The organism is Shewanella donghaensis, from assembly GCF_007567505.1.
GTDB classification, from domain to species: Bacteria; Pseudomonadota; Gammaproteobacteria; order Enterobacterales; family Shewanellaceae; genus Shewanella; species Shewanella donghaensis.
In genome coordinates, this window is record NZ_CP041783.1 from 3,250,091 (window position 1) to 3,269,838 (window position 19,748).

The window sequence follows — 19,748 nt, forward strand, 5'->3', positions numbered from 1 at the left end:
TTTATTTTAAAATTTATTTTTAGGTAGTTTAATGAAAGACTCTTCGGCAACAATACATTTAGATCTAACTTCAAAAAATGTCTCCAAATTTATTTCTCAGATTCCTCCAGGAACCATAGGGTTTACCAGAACAAAGCTAGGATTAAATTCATCGACGTTTATACAAGCTGGTCAAGGTTCGATATGGTCGCATGTCTTTATGTGTATTGATAAGGGGGACATAATAGAGACGGACCTTAAAAATGGAGCTCAAATTGTACCTTTGACAAAAGCACTAAAAGGCGTGCATGAAGTTGAATTCTTAGTACCTATCAAACCTATTCAAAACATAAGCAAACTAAGAGAAATTGCAGAGCAAATAGTTAACTCTGAAAATGCTAGTTCTGAATATGGAAAATCCGCGATAGTGGCAGCAGGAATATTTCCCATTGCGAAATTATATTCTTGGGTGTTAACTGGAGGGTTAACTCTACTTACAATGGCAGGCCTATCTTCAGCACCACCGTTAACTCTTTTATCTATGGCTTTTGGAAGCAGCATATTTTCAGTTATAGAAAAGTACTTTGGAACTCAAGAAAAAACTATTGAGCGGATGGCGAAGCTTTATAATGGATTAAAGCTAACAAATACAAAAATTGGCGAAAAGCTAAGTGATGAAGATCATAAGTTTATTTGCTCAACCTTAGTGCAAAAAATGCTGGAATACTCTGATAGTGAATTCAAAAACCCAAATCTATTAGCGAGGCCTAAAGACCTAAATAAAGCTATCGACAAATCAGATAATTACAATAAAACCCGTGTAAAACTCAAGACTGAAAAATAATAAATCAGCATTGAGGAACACATAACACATATAGAGGCTCTCTTAGTGCGATCTTATCGCTGCCTGACGCTTTTCAATCCTTTGAAATATCAGGGGCACTAGACGTTTATCTGCGGCGTTACTGCATACTAGTTTGCCATTTCTCCTAATGAAATTCTTCACTCGAAAAGCTTTAGCTCTAAAACGTTTATGCCCCAAAATGATTTTCACTGATAGAAGTTGTTAGTAGCGCAATTAAAGCTTTGGCCTTATATAAGCTAATGTGGGACGCAAGATATAAGACCTGCCCCGAATTATCATATAGGCCGGAGCCTAGTGACTTTTCTTCCTGCGTGAACATTGCATTTTATGCAATGATGGCAATTCTTTGTTTCACACAGGCAGATAAACTGGGAATCAGTTCTTTATATGTTATAACTCATTGTTGATACAGTGGTTTACTGTTAGTCTTGAGTGATTAAAGTACTGGCGACCTGTTCTTATTAAGACCGTTCTTATTTGGAATTCAGCCTAATATACTGTTGAACTAAGCCGCTGCGCGGAGCCAAATGAGGACTTAATCGAGTATATTATCCTCATTGAATCAGCTAGACTTAAAAAGATGTGATGGAACACAACAATGACAAGGGAATTTCAATGAAAAAAGTAGATATCAAGCCATATAATCAATTCAAAACAGCTCTACAGCCCAGAGCCAGCATCAAAAAAAGCAAATTCCTATAGCATAAAGCATACCAAATTAACCTGAACTTGGCATCGGCCAAGTCCAACAAGCGATTTATGCCCTGCAAACAGCGCAACGCATAAATACTAAAACGTTAGGGCTCCAAGGTGTATAGATCAATTATGGAAGTAGTACGATGAAAGAGTGGCTCAAATCATGTTTAAAAAATACAAATCAATTCCTAGATGATAAATACCCATATTTTGAAAAGTTGTTCTCTGACGAGGAAGAAGGTAACTCGCAACCTCCCTTAAATAAAATACTTTATAAAATGCTCTCCGGAGCAATTTTTTGTGCAGGAACTTTATTATTAATAAACCTAGCATTGATAACTTTCACTGATAGAGGAGGTGTCTTCGGAGACTTTCTTGGTGGCGTTTTAAATCCAGTTTTAACCTTTTTTACTTTGTTTGGGCTAATTGCAACCATAGTAATACAAAGACAAGAGCTTCGCCTTGCAAGACATGAATATGAAAAAACAGCTGATGCATTAAGTACTCAAGCCATCGAAACCACTTTTTTTAATATCATAGATCTTCATCATAAAATAGTAGATAACCTAAAAGCTGACTTAGAAGAGTTAGGTAATAAATCGGAATCCCAAAAAATAATTAAAGGTATTACGGCTTCACTCATAAAATCACAAATAGGTACTAGCTTTACTTCACAGAACACAAAAGTACAAGGTCGAGCTGTATTTGAAGAAATGTTGAATTTCTTGTCAGTTGAAGCTAAATCACCTGAAGATTCACTAGAACGATATAAGTATATTCAAACACACCACAATCATATATTGGGGCATTACTTTAGAAATTTATATCAAGCTCTAAAAGTTCTTAAAGGATATGAAGAAAATAAATTATCCCCTGATCAAAAAAGAAAATATACCAGTATTCTTAGAGCTCAACTTTCAACGAAAGAGTTGGCGCTGTTATTTTTAAATTGTATAGAAGGTGTTTCAGATTCAGGTGAGTTCAAAAATTTATTGATAGATTTTCAAATGCTAGAACATTTACCTATTACCAAGGTTGATACAGGTTACTCTTTGTCTGGTTCAAAAACAGCGTTAGCAAATGATGAAATGTTCCTTCAATATAAAACTAAAAAAGATATAGGCTTAGATTTCAATAAATATTATGGTGGTGCATTCGGTCAAAATAAAGGCGTACCTTATAACTTACGCCCTAACAAGCCAATTAAGCAGGACTAAAAACAGTTTGCTGTTTTCGTTCCTCAACATTTTAGCAAACAATTTTTAGCCCCTTATTGGGGCGTTACGATATATACACTTGCCATACATTTCCTAATAGGACTCATTACTTTAAGAGCTTCAAATCCAACAAGCTTCTGTCCATCAATAAGCTAGAACACCGTTAAGTCAGTGGTCAGTAATTACACCTCGCTAACTATAGCAAATAGTTATACGACTAACGGAAAGGTTGTCACTTAATTCAAAATATTTAGTTTTAGGTTGGTGATTTAAATGAAGAAAGGAATAGATACATCAATCCAATACTTCTGGTAAAACAAACTGTTATAACATGCTATGCTGACTCAAATTTTATACATGAAGAGCTAGGCAATGGAATGGTTTAATTCTCTGTTCATTAGGAAGTTAAAAGAAGCTTTAGACAAGCCTAGTTTAAACACTATTCCTAGAAGTGGACCTGAAGGTGAGAAAGTAGACTGCTTCTCGGTATACGTAACAGATAGGGATGGTAGCTACCTAGCTGAGAAGGTTAAGGGGAATCTCTTAATAGGTAAAAGGTGGGACGAAGAGAAAAGAAGTCATGTCGCAAAGAACCCTAAGAAGATAGACCTAACCGACTTAGATTGTCTAAATTTTGACATTAGCCATTACCATGGCCTCGTTACTCATACTTATAAGACGCCTTTAAGTTTCCTTTTAAGTGAACTGACTTACGCTTATTTTTTCCGTTCTAAATACACCTTGTGGAAGTACACTATCCCTAAGTTCTTCTTCAGTAAAAGGAGACTAAAAAGACCTGATAGACTTAAGGCTTTAGCTGCGAGCATAAAGTTAACTGAAGACAACCATAACATGACATTCGACAGTGGGCGTTTGGTCAGTAGTATGTTTGGTACATTTGTAATACTCCACCCTCAATACCCAACCCTAAAGCAAGGGACTCATTTAGTGTTAATGTCCTTAGCTGAATCAGGTGAGCTAGAAAAAGTAGATGCCCATAACTTTAGGATTAAAGGAAAAGCACTCTCAAGTTATGAGCACCTACTTGAAGAGATACACAAGGAAAGACGATCAAGGTGGCAGTCACAGCTAATGTTACTCCTAACCCTAGTATTGGCTCTTACTGCTGCATTTCAATCCAAGTTACTTAGAACTACCTATTACACAGATATAGACCAATTTGTTGTATGGGCGTTGGAGCTATTTTAGATAGCCTTTATGTACCTAACAGCTCTCATTACTTATGAACAAAATAATCACGAAGTTAGATAATCGACTCGCAAATCTTGTCTGTGGTGGCTTTCTAACTTTTAGTTACATATATAAACGCACACTTAGTAATAGGTGTTGCCTATCCGACAACTAGAAGCAAGACAAAATGGCTAGTTCTAAGCAAAAATTAAATTTAATTTTTTTTAAAAGCATATATAATATACTTGTTATTAGAAATTTTTAGAGCTATATGCAGGTATATAGAACTAAATATGAGTGTTTATTTAGAAAAATATACACCCATAATTCGGACTTATGACAGCATTTCTAAATTTTAAAACAAGGGTGTGTCCTATGCTGTATTGCACCTTCAATATCTAGTCCAATACCTGGAATGCCTAAAGGTAAACCTGCAGGTGTTCGTTGTATTCAATTGAATGACGATAATCTATGTAAAATATTTGGTGATCCATCAAGACCTGCTGTTTGTGCAGAGTTTACTGCAACGATTGACGTTTGTAGTGATACAAATGAACAAGCATTGATTTTGATCACTGAGCTCGAAGCTTCTACGTCTTAGTATGTACCTTTAATAGTTTGGATATAACCTTATGCAACTGACTCGATATACTGATTATGGCATTCGTATTTTAATGTACACAGCCGCACAGCCTAAAAGAGAAACGTTATTTCGTATTGCTGAAGTAACAGACGTCTTTGAGCTGTCATCTAATCACGTGGCTAAGATTATTCATCATTTGGGTAAACTTGGTTATATACAGACTATTCGTGGCAAGAGCGGCGGCTTTAGATTAGCGGTTAAACCAAGTGACATTAATCTAGGGAAATTGGTTGGTGAGCTTGAGCCTTCGTTAGCCCCGGTTAATTGTAGCGAACCATATTGCCGTTTTACGCCAGCATGCAGTTTGAAAGGGATATTGGGCCGGGCTGTTGAGGCTTATATGGCGGTATTAAATGAATGTACCCTTGCAGATATCGTCGTTAACGCTGATGAGTTGTTAAAAACCCTACCAGACACTTCTATTTCAATATTAGAGCTGAACTAGCACCAGAAGTTTTGGTATTATTTGAGTTAGCGTCATTCGTTACTATTGAAGCTTCTAATTGAGCAGATGCTACATCTGTTGACTTATTCTGTGTACTTTTAGCTATATTGGCTGGGAGTAAGTCTGAGGTATGCACTAGGCTGATGCCATTGGCGGCTAAGCGATGTAAATTGTTATTCAGAAACTCTACCGTTTCAGGGTAAGGATGAGCAATCACAACTAGATTTTGTTTGCGTTTCGCTTTCTCCATTATTCGATTGAATTGTTTTTCTAGTGCTTTTTCACTGACATCATTGTCTAAAAATATCTGTCTACGTAATAATGGCACATCATATTGCTCTGCTTGGGCACTTGCGATACTGAATCGTGTGGTCTTGCTGTCGACAAAATATAAATTCTGTTCTTTTAAACTCTCCATTAACCAAGTCATTGGATTTTCAAGCTGAGTAAGTAAACTTCCCATATGGTTATTAGCCCCTTTTGCATAGGGAATACTGGCAATAGAAACTTTAAGCTGATCTTTTAATTGTTGTTCGTTCATTTCATTTGTTAAGCCCCCATGGCCAAGCTTTTTACCATTGAGAGATTGCATCGGAATATGCAGCATTATCTCATTACCTCTATAATGACCTTGTTCTGCGAGGTGTTGACCTAAAGGAGTATGTGGTAATACAGAAAGGGTAATGGCGTTTGGTAGAGTCAAAACCGCCTCATCAGTTTGACGATAGCCTATATCGTCAATGATGATCGCGATTTGAGTTGCTTGAACTGATCCATTAAAAAATAAAGCTAAGAATAAAAATATATAGCGCACAAAGTCTGCTTTTTAGTTATGAGTTGTTATCCATGCAATAGCTGAAGAAATCTGACCATCCTGTGGTTCATCATATTGCGCCGTAGTTTGTTCAATTATATCCAGATAATCGGAATTTAGAATAGCATCATTTGATATTTTTATGTCAGGTTCTATCCCTTTACTGTGAATATCATTACCATCTGGGGTGCTATATTTTGCTATAGTCAGTTTTATTGCATTACCCATTTCCAGCATAGGGATCAAACTTTGCACGGTACCTTTACCGAAACTGGTTTCACCCACTAAGGTCGCACGGTTATTTTCTTGTAATGCTGCTGCGAGCACTTCGGATGCCGATGCTGAGCCTTTATTGATCAATACAACCATTGGAATACCTTCAAAAATGGTTGGATGGGAGGCATAGTAATTCTCGTTAGCATCAAAAAACCGACCCTCTGTGGAAACGATTAATCCTTGTTGTAAAAATAAATCTGCAATACTGATGGCTTGACCTAATAGACCGCCGGGATTGTTTCTTACATCTATTATGATGCCGCCTAAATCTTGTTGTTCCCACAATTTAGCTTGGTTAATAATGGCTGTTGTCGCATCGTCTTGAAATGAGTTGAGCCTTATATAGCCAATATTACTATTCATTATTTTCGCTGTAATAGATTCAATATGGATTAATTCAGGGTTTAAGGTGAAGTGAACGATTTCTTCTGCTTCACGCTCAATCGTCAATTCAATAGGGAGTTTATTGATACTGTGCTGTTTAATTTCAGTCAGAATTTCAGTAAGGTTACTTTGATCGATAAGAGTGTTGTTAAGTTGCAGAACTTTATCGCCAGGTAAAATATTGGCGCGCGCAGCTGGGGAATTGGCATAAGGTGTAATGATAGTGATTTGGTCATCGTCAGTGGCAACTTCGAAGCCGTAACCAAAGTATTGGCCATTATTACTGTCATTAATACTTTGATAATCGGTGGCATTTAAAAAGCCTGAATAGGGATCTAGGCGGGTGAAAATACCTTCAATGGCGTATTCGATTAAGTCTTGGCGATCGACGTCATTAAAATAATAAGTGTGCACTGTATCAATGACATCGAGTAATAATGAATAAGTATATTCGGATTGAGTTTTGTAGTGTTGTTCTGAGCTAGATAAGTTTAGTGAAAATGCAACGGTAATTCCCAATATGAAGCACATAACATAACGTGTAAATTGCATCATAACAGCCCCTTAGATACCTTGCGGTATGATTAGGGCGTCGGTTATTCAACGATTGGTAGCAGTTTAAGGCGGTGGATGCCTTTGGGCTTAAATGACTTTAAGCTTAGTATGTTACCGACAATATTTCGCTGGGTTAATGGCTTGCCCTTTGTGTCTTATTTCAAAGTATAGGCCAGATTCTGTTTGTCCGCCTGAACTCCCAACAAGTGCAATGGATTCGCCTTTTTTAACCGTTTCACCTGGTTGAATTAGCAATGTTTGTGCGTGGCCGTATAAGCTCATATAACCTTCACCGTGATCAATTACCATCACCATACCAAAACCTCGTAACCAATCCGCATAAATGACCGTACCATGGGCAATGGCATTGACATTTTGACCTTCTGGCGCGGCAATAACAGCACCTTTCCACCTAATTTGTCCTGAGCGACTACTCCCAAATTTTGAAGCTAAACGGCCTTTTGTTGGCCAACCTAATTTGCCTCGAAGTTTTGCCAATCCGTCCATCGAAGGACTGCTTTTTGCAGCTAAAACTGCTTGTTCTATTAGTCGTTTTAAACTGGCTTCTTCTATTTGTAACTGCTCTAGCTCAGCACCTTTGTTGGTCAGTGTACGCTGGATTTGTGCCAAAGTGAGTTGGCGTTGAGACTTCTCTTTACCAAGTTGTTTTGCTTGTTTTTGTTGCTCTAGAATCAATGCATTGAGCTTTTGTTGCTCAGAAACCTGTTCAACCTCAATGGTTTCAATTTGCTCTATGGTCACTTTTAGACTGGTAATCGCCTTAATGCGGGCATTATTGAGATATTGATAATATGCCAACATTCGCTCTACTGTGGCGGGATTTTGTTGATTGAGCATCATTTTTGAATAGTCATGATTACCCGCAAGATAAGCACTGGATAGTTGCTTTGATAAGGTTTTTTGCTGGGTTTGACGCAAGGTATCTAAGTTGATTTTTTCTGAATCAAGTTCAAGCAGTTTTTTATTCACGCCTGATAACGACGCCAGTGTTTGATTGACTTTTTGTGCAGCATTAGAGATAGCTTGCTCATCTCGTTTAAGTAACGACATGAGCTTTTCTCGTTGACGACTGGTGTCTTTCAAAGAGCTTTGCTGTTGGTTAATCTGAGCTTGAATGGCTTTAAGCTCAGATTCACGCTTACCAAGATCGGCACTTTGAACTGATGATGTAAGGATCATCAAGCCAGCAAAAATGCTGGCTTTAAACAAAAGTCGTTTTTTCACGAGTGGCTAGTTACTCTTTGAGTTTAATGATTGAACGGCCGGTCATTTCCTGCGGCACTTCTTGTTCCATTAAGGTTAACATAGTCGGCGCAATATCGCTTAATCGTCCGCCTTCTGCAATGGTGGCTTCACGGCCAACATAAATAAATGGAACCAGTTCGCTGGTATGTGCTGTGTGAGCCTGACCTGTTTGTTCGTTAGTCATTTGCTCAGCGTTACCATGGTCTGCCGTAATAAGACATTCACCGCCAACTTTAGCCAGTGCTTCGACTACGCGGCCAATACAAGCATCGACAGCTTCACACGCTTTAACTGCAGCATCAAAATTACCGGTATGACCTACCATGTCGCCATTCGGGTAATTACAAATAATGGCGTCATAATCTGCAGATGCAATAGCAGCTACTAACTTGTCAGTTAACTCTGCTGAATTCATTTCTGGCTGTAAATCATAAGTCGCCACATCAGGTGATTTAATCAGAATGCGACTTTCACCTTCAAATGGCTCTTCTTTACCACCGTTAAAGAAGAATGTTACGTGCGCATACTTTTCAGTCTCAGAAATACGTAGCTGTGTTTTACCTTGGTTTTGTAATACTTCACCTAAGGTGTTAACTAAATCCGTAGACGGGAAAGCCACTGGTACTTTAATGTCATTGGCGTAATTAGTTAGCATCACGAAGTTAATCGCAGGGGTAACTTCACGCTTGAAGCCATCAAAGTCTTGCTCAACAAAACAACGGGTGATCTCACGAGCACGATCGGCGCGAAAGTTCATAAATATGAGCGAATCACCGTCAGCTAAGCTTGCCGCCTCACCAATAGTCGATGCAGCCACAAATTCATCATTTTCATCACGGGCGTAAGCAGCGTCTAGTGCATCAACAGCACTGTCATAGTTAAACTCACCTTTACCTTGTGCGATTAATTTAAAAGCTCTTTCTACACGATCCCAGCGGTTATCACGATCCATGGCATAGTAACGACCAATCAATGAAGCGATTTTACCGTGGCCTAAGCTTGCAAATAGCTCATCAAAGTGGGTGAGTGAGTTTTTAGCACTACGTGGAGGTGTATCACGTCCATCTAAAAAGGCATGTAAATAAACCTTGGTAGCACCGCGTTCAACGGCCATACGGCACATGGCTTCGATATGCTCTTCGTGACTATGTACGCCACCTGGCGACATGAGTCCCATGATGTGAACAGCGCCATTGTTAGCAATGGCTTTATCGATAGAGGCACATAGAGCCTCATTTTTATTAAACTCATTATCAGCAATTGATTTACTGATACGGGTTAATTCTTGGTAAACAATACGGCCAGAGCCAATATTGATATGACCCACTTCAGAATTACCCATTTGCCCGTCTGGTAAGCCAACATCCATACCTGAGCCTGAAATTAAACTATTTGCATATTGAGCTGTTAGCTTATCTAAAACAGGAGTTTTCGCATGAAATACAGCATTTTTGTGCGTATTTTCACGATGACCCCAACCATCTAAGATAAGTAATGCCAGTGGACGTTTTGTTGTCGTCATGGGAGTACCTTTAAGTTTTAAAAGAAAAAGTTTTAAAAGAAAGTTAAAATTTTAATGGTATGGATATTACTACTTAAACCCCCGCTGAAAAAGCGATTTACCTATAACGAATTGTTCAGCTCTCAGAATTTTTTATCAATCGCTTGTTCTTCTTGGAATCGACGGCAAGATGAATAGTTTGCAATCAAGGCCACATTTACAAAAAATTAGCCGATAGTTGTTAAAAAAATGCAATATTTAACCGCTAAAGTGTTGCTCATGCCACACTAGGCGTGATGATTAGGCCTGAATTTGCTGCATTATAAAGATGCAATCGGTATACTCTGTGGCTTATTAATTTTAGTCATTTTTAAAGTAGGCAGAGAAGATGCAAGAATATATGGAATTTTTTCAAGCAAACCCAGTACTCAGTATTGCGTGGGTGGGTTTGTTTTTGGCTGTCGTTGTCATGACGGTTAAGTCTGCTACATCAAAGGTTAAAAGTGTCAACACTCAAGAGCTCACCATGCTGATGAATAAGCAAGGGGCTAAAGTGGTTGATGTGCGCTCACAAGACGATTTTCGTAAAGGCCATATCGTCGATGCGCTAAACGTACCATTAGCAGAAATTAAAAATAATAAAGCGACTACCCTTGAAAAGTATAAAACCAGTCCCATTATTATTGTATGTGCTGCTGGAATGACATCTTCACAAGCTGCTGATCTTCTTGTAAACCAGGGTTACGAAAATGTAAGTAACCTCAAAGGTGGCATGGGTGATTGGCAAGCGGCAAACTTACCTGTTGTTAAAGGTAAGAAGTAAGATTACAAACTGGTGAGACCAATTTACTGGGATGGACTAAGATGTCGCCTAATAACCACATCTTAGTGATAAACCCAATTTTACTATTAGCTTCACAGAAGAGCTAAATAAAACATTTGAAGGTAGGAAATCATGGCTGAAGAAGTAGCAAACAACGAAGAGCAAGCACCACAATTCAACATCCAACGCGTATTTACAAAAGACGTATCTTTTGAAACGCCAAACAGCCCTGAAGTTTTCCAAAAAGAATGGAATCCAGAAGTTAAGCTAGATCTTGATACTCGTAGCAACAAACTTTCTGACGATGTTTATGAAGTGATTCTGTCTCTTACTGTTACTGCACAAAATGGTGAGCAAACTGCTTTCTTATGTGAAGTTCAACAAGCTGGTATTTTCTCTATCACGGGTTTAACTGAGCAACAACTTGCTCATTCTTTAGGTGCATACTGCCCTAACGTACTATTCCCATATGCTCGTGAAACTGTAGGAAACTTAGTTTCTCGTGGTACTTTCCCACAGCTAAACCTTGCACCAGTGAACTTTGATGCATTATTTGCACAATATGTTCAAAAGCGTCAGCAAGAAGCTGCTGCAGCACCTGCAGCTGAAGAAGCAAACGCATAATATATGAATAATACTGCCGAAATTACAGTATTAGGGGCGGGGTCTTACGGCACCGCCCTTGCCATTTCTCTGGCTCGTAGTGGTCACAAGACTTTACTATGGGGTCATGAGGCTGAGCATATGGCTGCTTTAGCTAATGATCGTGCTAACAATGCATTTCTACCTGGGATTACATTCCCTGATAGTCTTGAAATTGTTGATGACTTAGCCACAGCGCTTGCTGCGAGTAAAAATGTATTGGTTGTTGTACCAAGTCATGTATTTGGCTTAGTACTGCAACAGGCTAAACCTTTGCTACGAGATGATGCTCGCATTGTTTGGGCAACCAAAGGGTTAGAGCCTGAAACAGGTCGATTATTGCAAGACGTTGCGCTGGAACAATTAGGCGATAAATTTCCGTTAGCAGTATTATCAGGCCCCACCTTTGCAAAAGAGCTTGCTGCAGGAATGCCTACAGCGATTTCGGTGGCGGGTACTTGCCCTGACTTTACTAATGATTTAGTGGAGCTATTGCATAGTCCTAAGCGTTTACGTGTTTATGCCAACGATGACTTTACTGGTTTACAATTAGGTGGCGCTGTTAAAAACGTTATCGCAATTGGCGCAGGTATGTCAGATGGTATCGGTTTTGGTGCTAATGCACGCACAGCGTTAATCACTCGCGGGTTAGTTGAACTCACTCGTTTAGGTGTCGCGCTAGGAGCAGATGCTAATACCTTTATGGGTATGGCGGGCCTTGGTGATTTAGTACTGACCTGTACTGATAACCAATCTCGTAACCGTCGCTTTGGCTTAGCACTAGGTAAAGGCAGCGATGTCGATACTGCTCAAGTCGAAATTGGTCAAGTGGTTGAAGGCTATCGCAATACTAAAGAGGTTTACACTTTAGCTAAACGTCTTAATGTTGAAATGCCTATCACCGAGCAAATATACCAAGTGCTTTACAAAGGTAAAGCACCAGTCGATGCAGCTAAAGAGCTCCTCGGCCGTGAGCAAAAGTCTGAAACTATCTCAGACTAGTGTAAGTGTGAATGCGATTAAAAGGGTGCTAATATAGCGCCCTTTTTTGTGGTCGAAATAAACCCAAGTATGCCTTTAAGGCGTATATTAATAATCGTTTTTTAATGCCATAAATGTTGACCCAAACTATTGTTAGAAGAGAGTAAGCTTGTGAAACATCATGATGTAATTATTATTGGCGCTGGCGCAGCAGGATTAATGTGTGCATCTACAGCGGGCTATCGAGGTCGTGATGTTTTGGTGCTGGATAATGCTAAGCAAGCAGGCAAGAAAATTCTCATTAGTGGTGGTGGTCGTTGTAACTTCACTAATCAAAAAGTGGAACCCCATAACTTCTTATGTGGTAACAGTCATTTTGTTAAGTCAGCCTTAGCACGCTATCGCTCAAGTGACTTCATTGAGTTGGTTGAACGTCATGGTATTGAATACCATGAGCGTGATCATGGGCAGCTATTCTGTAATGACTCAGCAAAAGAAATCGTCAGTATGCTGATGACAGAGTGTGAATGGGCTAGTGCTCAAGTACAGCTGCGCACCGATATTGTGTCAGTGACTAAAACGGTAAGCAATGATAGCTGGAAATTTGAAATTACTACCTCAAACGGTGACTTTAGCTGCGAATCACTAGTGATAGCGACTGGCGGACTATCAATGCCAAAGCTGGGTGCATCACCCTATGGCTACAAGCTAGCTGAACAATTTGGTTTAAGCGTATTACCGACTCAAGCGGGATTAGTCCCGTTTACATGGCATGCAGAGCAAAAAGAGCGCTTTGAACCGTTATCTGGTATTGCGGTGCCATCAACAATCACTGCAGAAGACGGCACTCAATTTAGCGAAGCATTACTGTTTACTCATCGCGGCTTATCAGGCCCTGCAATTTTACAAATCTCAAATTACTGGCAAGCGGGGCAAGGCATTAGTATTAACCTGCTACCTAACGAATCTGCGAAGGATAAAATTGAACTGGCACTTGCTAACCACCCTAAACAAAGCTTACGTAATACCATAAGTCATTGGTTACCCAAGCGCTTAGTTGAAACATTATTTGATGAAGCCTTGCTTGATAAGGCGTTAAATCAGTTAGGTCATGGTGAACGTGACCAAATAGCACAAGACCTCAATGAATGGAATATCGTCATGAATGGCACTGAAGGCTATCGCACCGCTGAAGTGACCCTAGGCGGCATTGATACTAACGAGTTATCGTCTAAAACTATGGAAGCTAAGAATGTTGCTGGCCTTTACTTCATTGGTGAAGTTATGGACGTAAGCGGCTGGCTCGGAGGGTTTAATTTTCAGTGGGCCTGGAGCTCTGGTGTTGCTGCTGGAATGGCGGTTTAACTGTTATATATTTGATTCAATAAAACCCTTTATAAAAATGGTATTTGACTGCGATAGTGGTCAAACACTATTTAGTGTCTCTTCTTTTTTCTTCCATCAGATGTATTTATTTTAAACCCTCTCCTTATCCGTTTTTCTAGTGTGAATCTTTTGTCTTTTTATCCAAGTTTTAGTATTTGTTTTCGGTCATATCAACTAAAGTAATTATCAATATTGTTGGGGGCTGAATTCGATAATTGACCAAGTATACGCTTCCATAATAATGAGAATATAATCAAGGGGCTTTGATGAAGTTATCTGATATCAAACAACTAATTAATCACTCCGAGCGCTCTCGGCAAATTATTACTGTTTTAGTTAAATATGGTTTAGCTAACTGGATTAAAGAGAATAATCCAGAGTTTATTAAGAGCGTTTTTGTTGATGATACTGGTAAGCAATTAGTGTCGTTATCTTTTGCTGTGAGGTTAAGGCTGGCATTTGGCGAGCTGGGAACCACCTTTATTAAGTTGGGTCAAATACTCAGTACCCGTGCAGATCTGGTTGGCCAAGAAGTGGCTGATGAACTGACTCGGCTACAAGCCGATACTCCCGCTGATAGCCAAGACCTCGTAATACAAACCATTGAGTCTGAATTCGAACCGTCATTTGATGAAATGTTTAGCGAGTTTTGTTTTACCCCTTTAGCTTCAGCATCAATAGGACAAGTGCACCAAGCTACGACAGTCGATGGTCAAGAAGTGGTGTTGAAGGTACAGCATGCCGGGATCGAAGATAAAATTCTTGCTGATGTGGAAATTTTAAAGCGCTTAATGCCGTTGGCTGAGATGTACCAAAAAGAGCTAAAGTTTTACCAGCCATCTCGCTTGATTGCTGAGTTTACTAAGATGCTGCTCAATGAGCTTGATTATGTAAAAGAGGCTCGCAGCATGCAGCGGGCGAGCAGTTTCTTTAGTCAAAATGCAGATGTGCATATCCCTGAAGTCTATCGTCAATATTCCAGTAAGCGGGTGCTGGTTATGGAGTGCTTAAAAGGCGATAGCATAACGAAAGCCCAACTTCATAAGCACGAAGGTGCTGACACAAGTAAGCTTGCCACTACCGGAATTAAAGTCTATTTGGATATGATTTTCGAACTTGGTTTTTTTCATGCAGATCCTCACCCCGGTAATATATGGCGACTCGAAAATAATCAATTAGGTATTCTCGATTGGGGAATGACAGCGCGTTTGAGTCAAAGTATTCAACAACGCTTGCAACATCTGCTGATAGCGATAGCTGAAAAAGCCCCTGCAGAATTGACTTATCAAGTGATTCAATTGTGTCAGGCACAGCCACAACTTGATAAAGTCCTTCTTGAAAAGGACATCAGTGAATTCGTTTATGAATACTTAGACGTTGAAATGAATGAAGTTAAATTAGTTGAAGTATTAACTGAGTTTGTACGAATTATCAAACAACATAAGTTGGTTATTCCAACCGAAATATCAATGTTAATTCGAGTTCTCATTATGCTTGAGGGCTTATCAAAGCAAATTGATAATAATATCAGCTTAGCTGATGCCATCAGCCCTTATGCGTTTAAGATGAAAGCGGCTCAATTCGCACCTAAAAATGTACTTAAACAAACTGTCGCCTCATCGATTCGTTGGCAGCGGATTATTAATAAGTTACCAGAAGATATTGAGCAATTAACTCAAAAAGTCAGTAATGGTCAGTTCGATATTAATCTTAACCATAGAAGTTTAGATACCATCATTAATCGCCTTGTTTATGGGGTACTCAGTGGGGCTATTTTTCTGGGAGGTTGTATGGTGCTGAGCAGTGAAGTGCCGCCATTATATGAAGGTGTGTCTATTATTGGTTTTGGTATTACGGCTATTGGTAGTTGGTTGGCGGGGAAATTACTTTTAGCTGTCGGACGTTCAGGTGACTTGTCTAAGAAAACATAACTTTTAAAATAAGGAATCGCGTAAATGGAATTAGAAATTTTTGTGGTCGATGCCTTCACCGATAATCAGTTTGGTGGTAATTCAGCTGCGGTGGTGCCGGTTGTTGATTGGTTATCAGTGGATTTAATGCAGAACATTGCTGCTGAGAACAACTTATCTGAAACAGCGTTTATAAAATCACTCTCTGCCAATCGATATGAAATTCGGTGGTTTTCACCTATGACTGAAATCGACTTTTGTGGTCATGCCACCCTTGCTGCATCGTTCGTGTTGTTTGAACATTTGAGTTGTGATGGTGAGATTGAGTTTATCACTGACAAAGTGGGGAGCTTAACAGTGACTCAGTTAGCTGATAAACGCATTCAAATGAGTTTCCCTAATTGCGCGCCATCGCCAATTAACGCAGTGCCTGAAGCATTACTGGCTGGATTATCTATAGCGCCACAAGCGGTGCTCAAAAATGAGCAAGCCTACTTTGCTGTAATGTCGTCAGCAGCTGAAGTTAAAGAGGTTGAGTCTCAATCTGAAATCCTTAAAAGCCTCGCTCCTTATGATGTGGTTGTGACCGCGAGGGATGTGCAATTCGATTTTGTTTCTCGCTATTTTTGGCCAGCTAATGGTGGTGATGAAGATCCGGTTACTGGCTCTATTCATGCAGGTTTAGCGCCTTACTGGTCTGGGATTCTTGGTACCAACAAGCTCGTAGCTCGACAGGCATCAAAGCGTGGCGGGGTATTACATTGTCAGGTGGATGGTGATCGGGTATTGGTTTCTGGCTATGGCGTTTTATATCTACTTGGCACCATTTATGTCTAATTACGCTTAATTGCTTAATTGCTTAATTTAAAGCTCGAAGCTCGAAATTAGAACCTAAAACCAACAGCATGGAAGAAAAGACATGAATAAAGTGGCATTAGTAACAGGAGCAAGTCGAGGCATTGGGGCTGCTACGGCAAAGTTACGCAAGCCAAGGTTATGCTGTCTGTGTTAACTATAAACGCCAGAGCCATGCTGCAGATGAGGTTGTTGCATATATTAATGCCGCTGGTGGTCAAGCTATTGCTGTTAAAGCTGATGTCGCTATAGAGGTTGAAGTGAATAAGCTATTTTTAGAGGTCGAGCAAGGCTTAGGTAAAGTGACGCACTTGGTTAATAACGTTGGCATTTTATATCAACAATCTCGCTTAGCGAATATGAGCCTTGAGCGATTCAACCTAGTATTAACGACGAATGTGTCTAGCTGTTTTTTATGTTGTCGCGAAGCATTAAAGTCCATGAGTACGGGCTGCGCCATCGTTAATGTTTCATCTGCAGCATCTCGTCTAGGAGCGCCTAATGAATATATTGATTATGCAGCTTCAAAGGGAGCCATTGACTCACTAACCACAGGTTTATCTCTTGAGATTGCGCCTTTAGGTATTCGTGTGAATGCTGTAAGGCCGGGGCTTATTGATACTGATATACATGCTGATGGCGGTGAACCAGACAGAGCATATCGATTAGGGGCTACAACGCCTTTACAGCGAAGCGGTACACCTGAAGAGGTGGCTAACGCCATCGCGTGGTTATTATCCGATGAAGCTTCTTATGTTACTGGCACTTTTATCGACATTGCTGGTGGTCGTTAAGTTTGTTATTGATAACCGTTCAGTTCGACCGCCAAAAAAAAGGTAATCATCATGATTACCGTTTTTAAATTCAATTCTTACTAAGTCATAAAAGTTACTGCATTAACCCAATAAAGTAAGGGATGATTAATGCGTTGGCTAAATCAATAAAGAACGCACATACCAGCGGCACAATAATAAAGGCTTGTGCTGAGTAACCATAACGCATCGATACAGCAGACATGTTAGCCATAGCTGTCGGCGTCGAGCCTAATGAAATCCCGCCAAAACCTGAGCAGATAACCGCTGCATCATAATTTTTCCCCATTGCTGGGAATACAATAAATAAGTTAACTGCAATCGCGACAATAAACTGCATCCCTAGAATGGCAAAAATAGGCCCTGCCAAATCAACTAGCGTCCATAGTTGCATGCTCATTAGCGACATGGCTAAGAATGTTCCTAAAGACATGTCTGCAATTAAATCAATAGCAGCAGTACGAGTAGGCCAAGCTGTGCCAGTAATGCGGGGGTAGTTTTTAGGGATTAGATTGGTCATTACAATACCGGCAAATAGACAGGTAACGAACAAGGGTAAGTCTAGCCCTAAACTGCTGACCGCTTCATTTAATATAAAGCCTAAAATGACACAGATATGAATTGCTAATAGCGCATCTAAGAAATCAAACGAGGTCATTTTGACTGCTGTATCGGTTTCTTTGCCTTGGGTATTTGAGGCTTCTAAATCAACTGAAGGTTTTAATTGGTGTTTATTTATCAAGTATTTCGCAATGGGGCCACCCATTAAACTTGCTAGGATTAAACCGAACGTGGCACTGGCAATACCAATTTCCATGGCGCTTGATAAGCCAAACTGTTCTTGAATCTTGGGAGCCCAGGCAATAGCAGTCCCGTGACCGCCAATTAATGACACACTACCACCGAGTAAACCCACAATAGGTTCTTGGCCAAACAATGTTGCCACCCCAATACCGGTTAGATTTTGCAAAATCATGTAACCAATGGTGACGACTAACAGAATTACCAGTGGTTTTCCGCCTTTCAGTAAGTCGCCTAAACTGGCGTTGATACCAATTGTGGTAAAAAAGTACACCAGTAATATATCTCGCGCCATTAAGTCGAAGTTAATCTCAATGCTAGCGACAAGATAAATCAGGGTAAATAAAATCGAGAAAATAATGCCACCAGATACCGGTTCTGGAATGCTAAATTCTTTCAAAAATCCAACGACTTGATTAAGTCGTCTACCGATAAACAATACGATAATACCGACTGTGACAGTGAAAAATGAATTTAACTGCACAATACCATCGGAAAACTCCATAACGCTTCCTTGTTCAATGTAATTAGATTGTTAACGGTATTCTTACATGGGATAGAGAATGATTGATACAAGCAGAGCGTATATTTATGTAAATACTAAAAAGCCTAACAGTCGTTAGGCTTTGTCACTTATTTCCGGATGAGGTGCATCGTAGCCCTTATGGCTGGATAAGATGTTTACTGAGCTGAAGCACTTCAACGGCAGTTTTACCTAAGGTATATCGACCCGCAATCGCATATTGGTGGTTATATCTTTGAATCCAATTTTGTAACTCTCGATTGAGTTCAATAATTGAAGTAATGCGATTACTTTTCAAGTAGGGCGCATAAAACTCATCAAATGCCAGCTGTTGAAACCGCGCAGCAAGACCATTCACAATCGGGCCGTTATAAGCACGCATTTGGATATGGTTGAGGTTATTACGTTCTAAAATGGCTTTAAAAGGTTCGCTTTGCTTACCAGAAAACTCAGCCCCTCTGTCGGTTAATACATTATTGATGTTGATATTTTGCTGGTGGTACCAAGTTAATACATCGTCAGTTAAAAACTCTGCCGCAGAGACAGAATCTTTTTGGTCACTGACAATCGCAATGGCATATTGGCTGTAAGCATCAATAAATGTGTGTTGAAACAACTGACCGATTGGGTCAATCTCGCCGATGACATAGGTATCTTGTACGCAGACATCTCCGGGATACTTACATTCTAATGCTGTCTCTGTCTGTTCCAGCTTGTAGAGCTGTTCCATATCGTGCTGACTTTTAAAACTGAGTTGGTTTTGTTGGCGCAAACGACTATTCAACGCCACTAAACGGTTCTTCTTGGTCTCAAGGTTATGGCGAACCCAAATGGTACGTACGCCACTGGCTGATATGGTACAACCTCGCGCTGTCAGTAATTCCGCCACTTTGGCTTGACCGTAATTAGGGTAATCGAGGGCTATTTCAATGACCTGATCTTCAACCTCTTGAGAAACACGATTTTTAAGCGCGGGCTTTTTACGTGACAGGTTTTTAAGGCCTCTCTCACCAGCTTCTTCGTATTGTTTTTTAAAGCGGTAATAGCTGTCTCGGCTATAACCCATAATGTCGCAAGCTTTACTGATACTCCCTAATTCAGTTGCTAACTGAAGCAGAGCGAGTTTGCTGCGAATTTCATTTTTATTTGAATTCATATCTGCTTATTATCGTTAAGTATTTGC

General features: G+C 39.8%; 17 protein-coding genes and 1 pseudogene. 12 read left to right on the plus strand and 6 right to left on the minus strand.

Going from position 1 to position 19,748, the window contains the following annotated elements; translation table 11 throughout:
* The first annotated feature begins 31 nt into the window (after positions 1–31).
* The 5 genes from FPK91_RS13820 to FPK91_RS13840 all read left to right on the plus strand — a co-directional run bounded on the left by FPK91_RS13820 (position 32) and on the right by FPK91_RS13840 (position 5,036).
* Entirely contained in the window at positions 32–823 is a 792-nt protein-coding gene (locus FPK91_RS13820) for a hypothetical protein (protein WP_144211790.1), read from the plus strand.
* Between the two features lie 860 nt (positions 824–1,683).
* Positions 1,684–2,757, plus strand: coding sequence for a putative phage abortive infection protein (locus tag FPK91_RS13825; RefSeq protein ID WP_144211791.1), 1,074 nt, complete (start codon positions 1,684–1,686; stop codon positions 2,755–2,757).
* A 372-nt stretch (positions 2,758–3,129) separates the two neighbouring features.
* Positions 3,130–3,966, plus strand: coding sequence for a hypothetical protein (locus FPK91_RS13830; RefSeq protein ID WP_144211792.1), 837 nt, complete (start codon positions 3,130–3,132; stop codon positions 3,964–3,966).
* Positions 3,967–4,300: 334 nt separating this feature from the next.
* Positions 4,301–4,549 (plus strand): YkgJ family cysteine cluster protein, encoded by a 249-nt coding sequence (locus FPK91_RS13835; protein WP_144211793.1) that lies wholly within the window; start codon positions 4,301–4,303, stop codon positions 4,547–4,549.
* A 31-nt stretch (positions 4,550–4,580) separates the two neighbouring features.
* Positions 4,581–5,036 (plus strand): Rrf2 family transcriptional regulator, encoded by a 456-nt coding sequence (locus FPK91_RS13840; RefSeq protein WP_144211794.1) that lies wholly within the window; start codon positions 4,581–4,583, stop codon positions 5,034–5,036.
* Here the strand turns inward: FPK91_RS13840 and FPK91_RS13845 are convergent.
* From FPK91_RS13845 to gpmM, 4 genes are all read right to left on the minus strand, one after another.
* Complete coding sequence (locus FPK91_RS13845) at positions 5,011–5,850, minus strand: divergent polysaccharide deacetylase family protein (protein WP_144211795.1); 840 nt, start codon at positions 5,848–5,850, stop codon at positions 5,011–5,013. The genes FPK91_RS13840 and FPK91_RS13845 overlap by 26 nt on opposite strands.
* 12 nt (positions 5,851–5,862) lie before the next feature.
* A complete protein-coding gene (locus FPK91_RS13850; protein ID WP_144211796.1) occupies positions 5,863–7,065 on the minus strand; it encodes a S41 family peptidase in 1,203 nt (400 codons plus the stop codon).
* 111 nt (positions 7,066–7,176) lie between these two features.
* Positions 7,177–8,310 carry a murein hydrolase activator EnvC family protein gene (locus FPK91_RS13855; RefSeq protein ID WP_168926925.1) on the minus strand — a complete coding sequence of 378 codons (1,134 nt, stop codon included), beginning with the start codon at positions 8,308–8,310 and terminating at the stop codon, positions 7,177–7,179.
* A 10-nt stretch (positions 8,311–8,320) separates the two neighbouring features.
* Positions 8,321–9,853, minus strand: a complete 1,533-nt coding sequence (gene gpmM, locus FPK91_RS13860) for a 2,3-bisphosphoglycerate-independent phosphoglycerate mutase (RefSeq protein WP_144211797.1) — start codon at positions 9,851–9,853, stop codon at positions 8,321–8,323.
* Positions 9,854–10,220: 367 nt separating this feature from the next.
* On the opposite strand from gpmM, the gene FPK91_RS13865 reads away from it, so the two are divergent.
* The 7 genes and pseudogenes from FPK91_RS13865 to FPK91_RS13895 all read left to right on the plus strand — a co-directional run bounded on the left by FPK91_RS13865 (position 10,221) and on the right by FPK91_RS13895 (position 17,223).
* Positions 10,221–10,655, plus strand: a complete 435-nt coding sequence (locus FPK91_RS13865) for a rhodanese-like domain-containing protein (RefSeq protein WP_144211798.1) — start codon at positions 10,221–10,223, stop codon at positions 10,653–10,655.
* Positions 10,656–10,787: 132 nt separating this feature from the next.
* The gene (gene secB, locus FPK91_RS13870) at positions 10,788–11,279 is read left to right on the plus strand and encodes a protein-export chaperone SecB (RefSeq protein WP_144211799.1); all 492 of its coding nucleotides are present in this window, start codon (positions 10,788–10,790) and stop codon (positions 11,277–11,279) included.
* A 3-nt stretch (positions 11,280–11,282) separates the two neighbouring features.
* On the plus strand, positions 11,283–12,299 hold the full coding sequence (gpsA, locus tag FPK91_RS13875; RefSeq protein ID WP_144211800.1) for an NAD(P)H-dependent glycerol-3-phosphate dehydrogenase: 1,017 nt from the start codon (positions 11,283–11,285) through the stop codon (positions 12,297–12,299).
* 150 nt (positions 12,300–12,449) lie between these two features.
* Complete coding sequence (locus FPK91_RS13880) at positions 12,450–13,643, plus strand: BaiN/RdsA family NAD(P)/FAD-dependent oxidoreductase (protein WP_144211801.1); 1,194 nt, start codon at positions 12,450–12,452, stop codon at positions 13,641–13,643.
* 287 nt (positions 13,644–13,930) lie between these two features.
* Positions 13,931–15,595: an ABC1 kinase family protein gene (locus tag FPK91_RS13885; protein WP_144211802.1), complete on the plus strand. Its 1,665-nt coding sequence runs from the start codon at positions 13,931–13,933 to the stop codon at positions 15,593–15,595.
* Positions 15,596–15,619: 24 nt separating this feature from the next.
* On the plus strand, positions 15,620–16,411 hold the full coding sequence (locus FPK91_RS13890; protein ID WP_144211803.1) for a PhzF family phenazine biosynthesis protein: 792 nt from the start codon (positions 15,620–15,622) through the stop codon (positions 16,409–16,411).
* Between the two features lie 82 nt (positions 16,412–16,493).
* Positions 16,494–17,223, plus strand: a pseudogene (locus FPK91_RS13895) (SDR family oxidoreductase).
* A 94-nt stretch (positions 17,224–17,317) separates the two neighbouring features.
* Here FPK91_RS13895 and gltS read toward each other — a convergent pair.
* Together gltS and FPK91_RS13905 are read right to left on the minus strand one after the other, a co-directional pair.
* Positions 17,318–18,547 carry a sodium/glutamate symporter gene (gene gltS, locus FPK91_RS13900; protein WP_144211804.1) on the minus strand — a complete coding sequence of 410 codons (1,230 nt, stop codon included), beginning with the start codon at positions 18,545–18,547 and terminating at the stop codon, positions 17,318–17,320.
* Between the two features lie 157 nt (positions 18,548–18,704).
* On the minus strand, positions 18,705–19,721 hold the full coding sequence (locus tag FPK91_RS13905) for a helix-turn-helix domain-containing protein (protein WP_144211805.1): 1,017 nt from the start codon (positions 19,719–19,721) through the stop codon (positions 18,705–18,707).
* Positions 19,722–19,748 lie beyond the last annotated feature (27 nt).